This window comes from Enterobacter sp. BIDMC 29 (genome assembly GCF_019378755.1).
Lineage (GTDB): Bacteria > Pseudomonadota > Gammaproteobacteria > Enterobacterales > Enterobacteriaceae > Enterobacter > Enterobacter ludwigii.
On sequence record NZ_CP080000.1, the window covers coordinates 1,290,195 to 1,297,354 of the forward strand.

Genomic DNA, 7,160 nt, shown 5'->3' on the forward strand with positions numbered 1-7,160 from the left:
TCAGAGCATCTATCCTTAAATTTGGCATTCTCTTCAACTGACTGGCTAAACATGCGACAATGATCGGCACTGTCGGCTTAATTCTTTCGCTAAATCAGGATATTAACTGCCCATGAGGGGTACATACAAAGCCGCAATCGCGCTCTTACTGCTGTTCATTCTGGTGCCGCTGACGCTGCTGATGACCCTTGCCCAGTGGGTACCAACCCTTGCCGGGATCTGGCTTCCTGTCGGGACGCGCATCGCCTTTGAACAAAGTCCCAGACTCACGCGTCATGCCCTGATTATCCCCGATCTTCGCTATCTTGTGGATGACTGCGAAATTGCCCGAGTCGATAACGCGACCCTATCGCACCCCAGCCGCTGGAAACTGGATGTCGGCGCGCTCGAACTGAACTCCGTTTGCCTCAATAAAATTCCCCAGTCCGCACCGTCCACGGTCGCGCCCAAAACGCTGGCGCAGTGGCAGGCGGTGTTACCGAATACCTGGCTTACTGTCCATCGTCTGACGCTCTCGCCCTGGCAGCAGTGGCAGGGAGAACTTCAGGCGTCGCTGACGCCCGCGCGTCAGGAGATTGCCTACAAAGGTGAGCAGGTCAGCATTAAAGGGATGCTCCGCGGTCAGACCCTCTCTGTCACCCAGTTCGATGTACAACTTCCCGACCAGCCACAGCCGATAAAACTGGTGGGACAATTCACCCTGCCGCTGGTGCCGGACGGCGTGCCGGTTAAAGGCCATGCGGTTGCGACCTTTAACGTGCCACAGTTAGCCTCGCTGGTCGATGCCGATCTCGACTGGGAAGCCAATCAGGGGCAACTGGTGGTCATGGCGCGGGATAACCCCGATCCGCTGCTCGATCTGCCGTGGCAAATAACCGCGGAACAGCTGAATATCAGTGACGGACGCTGGAACTGGAACCTTTCCGGCATGCCGCTGAGCGGGCGCGTTGGCCTTCGTGTCGATAACTGGCAGGCGGGGCTTGAGAAAGCGACCCTGACCGGGCGTCTGAATGTGCTCACTCAAGGGGATGCGGGGAAGGGCAACGCGGTGCTGAATATCGGACCGGGCAGGCTCAGAATGGAACAAAGCGACATGCCGCTTCATCTGAGCGGCGAGGCGAAACATAACGACCTGGTGCTCTATGCCAGACTGCCGGCAAAACTGACCGGAAGCCTGTATGAACCGCAGCTCTCCTTTGAGCCGGGCGCGCTGCTGCGCTCACGTGGTCGCATTATCGATTCACTGGATATTGATGAAATTCGCTGGCCGCTGGCGGGCGTCAGGCTGACCCAAAAGGGTGTCGATGGACGCCTGCAGGCCATTTTGCGGGCGCACGAGAACGAGATGGGTGATTTTGAACTGCATCTGGATGGCCAGGCCAGTGACTTTTTACCCGACAACGGCTTGTGGCAGTGGCGCTACTGGGGCAAAGGGGGCTTCACCCCAATGAATGCGCGCTGGGATGTTGCCGGAAAAGGCGAATGGCGCGACAAACTTATTGAGCTGACCGCGCTTTCAACCGGTTTCGACCAGCTCAAGTACGGTGCCATGGAGGTCAGTAAACCCCGACTGGTGCTGGATAACCCGGTGCGCTGGTATCGCGATCCTGACAAGCCGACGTTCAGCGGAGCGCTGTCGCTGAATGCCGGGCAAACCCGTTTCAGCGGCGGCAGCGTATTGCCGCCGTCGGTGCTGACCTTCAGCGTAGACGGAACAGACCCGACACTGTTCCAGTTCAAGGGCGATCTGCATGCCGATGCTATCGGACCGGTACAGGTGAACGGACGCTGGGACGGGGAACGCCTTCGCGGGCAGGCCTGGTGGCCGAAACAATCGCTCACCGTGTTCCAGCCGTTGATCCCGCCAGACTGGAAAATGACGCTGCGTGACGGCGAACTGTATGCGCAGGTGGCCTTCTCGGCCGCCGCGGGTCAGGGCTTTGAGGCGGGCGGTCACGGCGTGCTGAAAGCCGGTAGCGCCTGGATGCCAGACAACCAGATCAACGGCGTCGACTTTGTCCTGCCGTTCCGGTTTAGTGAGGGCACCTGGTCGCTGGGAACGCGCGGCCCGGTAACCTTACGGATTGGCGAGGTGGTAAACCTGGTGACCGCGCGGAATATCACGGCGGACCTGCAGGGTGACTACCCCTGGAGTGAGGCGAACCCGCTTCTGCTCACCAATGTGAAGGTGGAAGCCCTTGGCGGAAAAATCACCATGCAGCAGTTGAGGATGCCGCAACACGATCCGGCGCTGCTGCGGGTAGACAATATCTCCTCCAGCGAGCTGATCAGTGCCGTTAATCCGAAGCAGTTTGCGATGTCTGGCCCGGTGAGCGGGGCGCTGCCGTTCTGGCTGGACAATGAAAAATGGATCATCAAAGATGGCTGGCTGACCAACCCCGGCCCGATGACGCTGCGTATCGATAAAGACACGGCGGACGCCATCGTAAAAGATAATATGGTGGCGGGCGCCGCAATTAACTGGCTGCGCTATATGGAAATTTCTCGCTCGTGGACAAGAATCAATTTAGATAATCTGGGTGAATTAACCATGCAGGCGACCCTTAAGGGAACCAGCCGGGTAGAGGGTAAAAGCAGCTACGTTAATCTGAACTATACCCATGAAGAGAATGTCTTTACCCTCTGGCGCAGCCTGCGTTTTGGAGACAACCTGCAAACCTGGTTTGAGCAACACGCGGCAATACCTGGTATCCGCAGTTCGACTGGCAAGGAAAGTGAGGAACAACAATGAAAAAGATGGCTGGTGTGCTCACCGTTGCCGTTGCCGCGCTACTGACCGGCTGTACGCCGCGCATTGAAGTCGCCGCGCCGAAGGAGCCGATTACCATCAATATGAATGTCAAAATCGAACATGAGATCCACATCAAGGTCGATAAAGACGTTGAAACCCTGCTGAAATCACGCAGCGATCTCTTCTGAGGATGCCATGAAACGATTAGCTCTGATGTTACTGGCGCTCGGCATGAACGTGCAGGCGGCAACGCTGACCTTAAATGACGCCCGGACGCAGGGGCGCGTGGGGGAAACCCTGAGCGGTTATCTTGCGCCAATCAAACAGGATGCGGAAACCCTGGCGCTGGTCAATCGCATTAACGCCGCGCGCACGGAAAGCTATCAGAAGCTGGCTGACAGCAACAATCTGCCGGTGGATGAAGTGGCGAAAATGGCAGGGCAAAAGCTGGTTGCCCGCGCCCAGCCGGGCGAGTACGTGAAAGGCATCAACGGGAAATGGCTGAAGAAGTAGTTAGCGAAAGCGCTTACGATATTCGCCAGGCGAGACGCCAAAACGCTGCTTAAAGGCGGTTGAAAAATGGCTGTGGTCGGAAAAGCCCCAGCTGTAGCCAATGCCCGCCAGCTTTTCATCATCGCTGGCGGAGCGCAACACTTGTGCGCACAGGTCGAGACGGCGGTTTTTAATGTACTGGGCGACCACCAGCCCCTTATCAGCAAACATGCGGTAGAGGCTTCGCACCGACATCCCGCTCTGTGCAGCAATCCATTCCGGTCGTAGTGATTCAGACTGAATATGATCGTCAATCAATGACAGCACATTGCGGAACAGGCGTTCTTTACGTGGCTGAGCCACGTCGCGCTGCTGGAACGCGGGGCGAAGCAGACAGATCATCGCTTCCAGCGCCGCTTCACTCTCCCGGTCACTCAGATCGGCATTCCCCATACTTTCCATCAGCAGGTGGTGGCTTAACTGAACGGTGGGCAGCGTGCGCGAAAGGGTGAGCGCGCAGCTTACCTCCTGAAAACGACACTGTTGCTCAATAATCTGGCGCGGAACCAGCAGCGAAATCTGGCGGGATTTTTCATGCCAGGCAATGGAGCACGGGCGGGAAGCATCAAGCAGCGTGATATCGCCGGTCTTCAGCACCGCGCGGCGGTCGTCCTGTTCAATCTCCGCGCTGCCTTCCAGCTGAAATACGGTGTAGAACCAGGCATCGTTACTGTCGTTAATCTCATGGCGGGATCGGAACAGGTTAACGCCACCTGCGGTTACGGTGCTTAACTTCAGGCTACGGGCATAGCTGGTTTCCAGCTCGCCGACGAATTCCCCCTCCAGCGGACGCGCATTAAAACGCCCGCAGACCTGGTTAATTTGTGCCAGCCACTGTTGATACTGTTCCTCTTCGCTTGCACACGCCATCGCTTATCTCGCTGCACCGTCAATGTTTTTGCATTGTTGCATTTGTGTTGCATTTTGTCAGAGCTATGAGGCTGACTATAGGAAAGAACACTCACCGGTAACAGCGTTATAAGACGGAATTATCACGATTTGCGGAGCCTGTCACAGGTGGCAAAGCGAATGTCACAGAGACAAAAGCGAGAATCCAAAACCCCTCTTAGACTGCATTAACACCCTGCGAATAAAAACGAAGGAGTACCCTATGTCTGAATCTCAGGTAGCCGTTCAGCCTGCCGTACAGCAGTTTTTAGACCGACATCATGGCCTGTGGATTGAAGGGCGTCAGGCCGCGTCGGACAGTGAAAAGCGGCTCAATGTCTATAATCCGGCTACGGGCGACGTCATCGCCTCCACCGCCGATGCCAGCGTTGATGATGTCGACCGCGCCGTGATGTCCGGCTGGCGTGCGTTTGTTGCCCGTAGCTGGGCCGGAAAATTACCGGCAGAGCGTGAGCGTATCCTGCTGCATTTCGCCGATCTGGTTGAGCAGCACAGCGAAGAGCTGGCCCAGCTTGAGACGCTGGAGCAGGGGAAATCCATTCATATCTCCCGCGCCTTTGAAGTGGGCTGCACCCTGAACTGGATGCGCTATACCGCAGGGCTTACCACGAAAATTGCCGGTAAAACCCTCGACCTCTCCATCCCCTTACCGCAGGGGGCCCGCTATCAGGCGTGGACGCGCAAAGAGCCGGTTGGCGTGGTGGCCGGGATTGTGCCGTGGAACTTCCCGCTGATGATCGGGATGTGGAAAGTCATGCCTGCGCTGGCGGCGGGGTGTTCCATTGTCATTAAGCCTTCAGAAACCACGCCGCTCACCATGCTGCGCGTGGCGGAACTGGCAAGTGAAGCGGGCATCCCCGACGGGGTGTTTAATGTGGTCACGGGAAGCGGTGCGGTGTGCGGTGCCGCGCTGACCTCACATCCGCATATTGCCAAAGTGAGCTTTACTGGCTCAACGGCGACAGGCAAGCAAATTGCCCGCGCGGCGGCGGATACGCTCACGGGGGTGACGCTGGAGCTGGGGGGTAAAAACCCGGCTATCGTGCTGAAAGATGCTGACCCGGCCTGGGTAATTGAAGGCCTGATGACCGGCAGCTTCCTGAACCAGGGGCAGGTTTGTGCGGCGAGCTCCCGTATCTATATTGAAGCGCCGCTGTTTGACACGCTGGTTAGCGGGTTTGAGCAGGCGGTGAAATCCCTGAGCGTCGGGCCGGGCATGTCGCCGGAGGCCTTCATCAACCCGCTGGTCTCCCGCGCGCACTGCGATAAAGTGCAGACCTTCCTCGACGAGGCAAAATCGCGCAATGCGGAGTTGATCACCGGTAACCGGGGGCCGGATGGCAAAGGTTATTACGTGTCGCCGACGCTGGTGGTGAACCCGGATGCCGCGCTGCGACTCACCCGCGAAGAAGTGTTCGGCCCGGTGGTCAACCTGGTGCGCGTCGCGGATGGCGAAGAAGCGCTGGCGCTGGCCAACGACACCGAATATGGGCTGACGGCCAGCGTCTGGACACAAAATATCAGCAAGGCGCTGGAATACACCGACCGGCTGCAGGCGGGGACCGTCTGGGTGAACAGCCATACCCTGATCGACGCCAACCTGCCGTTTGGTGGCATGAAGCAGTCCGGCACTGGGCGCGATTTCGGCCCGGACTGGCTGGATGGCTGGTGTGAAACCAAATCGGTATGTGTACGGTATTAAAACAAAGCGTGTCGGGCTGGCGCAACGGCCACCCGACACGGCTATCGTGACCAGCGGTCCCGTCCGGCCGCTTTCGCCCGGTACAGCGCCTCATCGGCGCGGGCGATAATCTCCGTCCCCGCCAGACCCTCTGCCATTCCTGCAATGCCCATGCTTACGGTGACGTGATCGCTGACTTTTGAGGCATCGTGCGCTATCGCTTCCGCGCGCAGGCCGTCCTGAATACGCATGGCAACTTTTTCGGCTGTGTTTTCCGGGCAATCAAAGAGGATCACCACAAACTCTTCACCGCCGTAGCGAGACACGACATCGTCAGGTGTTCGCACCGACTGCCGGAGCACCTGCGCCACGCGGGTCAAACATTCGTCACCGGCCTGATGACCATAGGTGTCGTTGTAAAGTTTGAAATAATCTATATCCAGCATAATCAGCGAGAAGGCTTTTTTCTGCTCAACGGCATTCTCCAGCACCACTTCCATCTTGCGACGGTTGGCGGTCTGGGTTAACGGATCCTGATGCGCCAGCGCTTCCAGCCGCGAAATCAACAGCTGGTTTTGCTGGTTACGTCGCCAGGCCTCATCAAACCAGCTTATCAGGATGAAACGCCCGCAGAGCAAAATCAGCGTAAAGACGGTCCAGACGGCGGCAAAGTGAAGGTTGACACCATCATTGAGTACCCAGCTTGCGACCGGTAGCGTGACCCAGAGCGGGATCACGAAGGCGAGTAACCCACGGGGGTAAAAGTAGAGCGCCGTCAACCCGGCGAGTAACAGAATCGCGCACAGGGGCCAGACGTGAGGCAGCAACAGATCGGTGATAAACCAGAAACAGGATATCGACCAGATGACGCTACAGAAAAAGAGTACCACGCTGATGCCGGCAATACGTCGCCAGGCCATGATGATTAACGCAGCTGACAGAATAATAATGCCGAACATCGAGGCATCGATAAACTTCAGCAGAGGCAGCGACCGGAGGTAAAGGGGGTCGTCGGGTTTAAGCGAGACGTGGCGCAGCAGGATCATCACGGCGAAGCTGATGTTGACGAATGCCAGCCACGGCAGGTTCATCGCCAGCCCGTGCATAACCATCGCCTGACGCGTCGGCCAGGCAGCCCGCTCTGGCGTCGTTTTTTTTCTTTTTTCCATAAATGCTCTTTATCCTTTTCTGGGAGCAAGTGAGACAGGAACGGGCGGAGGRACCGTCCGTCTGTTTTGCACCGTTACGGTGTCACAATATTAAACC

General features: G+C 57.5%; 6 protein-coding genes. 4 read left to right on the top strand and 2 right to left on the bottom strand.

The genetic code is table 11. The features are described from left to right. Positions 1-112 precede the first annotated feature (112 nt). The 3 genes from JTA15_RS05825 to JTA15_RS05835 are packed head-to-tail and all read left to right on the top strand — an operon-like array spanning position 113 to position 3,265. Positions 113-2,752 carry a YdbH family protein gene (locus JTA15_RS05825; protein WP_219372963.1) on the top strand — a complete coding sequence of 880 codons (2,640 nt, stop codon included), beginning with the start codon at positions 113-115 and terminating at the stop codon, positions 2,750-2,752. Then, entirely contained in the window at positions 2,749-2,940 is a 192-nt protein-coding gene (locus JTA15_RS05830; RefSeq protein ID WP_014169918.1) for a YnbE family lipoprotein, read from the top strand. The genes JTA15_RS05825 and JTA15_RS05830 overlap by 4 nt, the downstream gene beginning before the upstream one ends. A 7-nt stretch (positions 2,941-2,947) precedes the next feature. Next, a complete protein-coding gene (locus JTA15_RS05835) occupies positions 2,948-3,265 on the top strand; it encodes a YdbL family protein (RefSeq protein WP_014169919.1) in 318 nt (105 codons plus the stop codon). Here JTA15_RS05835 and feaR read toward each other — a convergent pair whose 3' ends face one another. Further along, complete coding sequence (gene feaR, locus JTA15_RS05840; RefSeq protein ID WP_014169920.1) at positions 3,266-4,174, bottom strand: transcriptional regulator FeaR; 909 nt, start codon at positions 4,172-4,174, stop codon at positions 3,266-3,268. Positions 4,175-4,415: 241 nt separating this feature from the next. On the opposite strand from feaR, the gene JTA15_RS05845 reads away from it, so the two are divergent. After that, positions 4,416-5,915: an aldehyde dehydrogenase family protein gene (locus tag JTA15_RS05845; protein ID WP_014169921.1), complete on the top strand. Its 1,500-nt coding sequence runs from the start codon at positions 4,416-4,418 to the stop codon at positions 5,913-5,915. Between the two features lie 41 nt (positions 5,916-5,956). Here JTA15_RS05845 and JTA15_RS05850 read toward each other — a convergent pair whose 3' ends face one another. Next, on the bottom strand, positions 5,957-7,063 hold the full coding sequence (locus JTA15_RS05850) for a GGDEF domain-containing protein (RefSeq protein ID WP_044858382.1): 1,107 nt from the start codon (positions 7,061-7,063) through the stop codon (positions 5,957-5,959). Between the last annotated feature and the right edge of the window lie 97 nt (positions 7,064-7,160).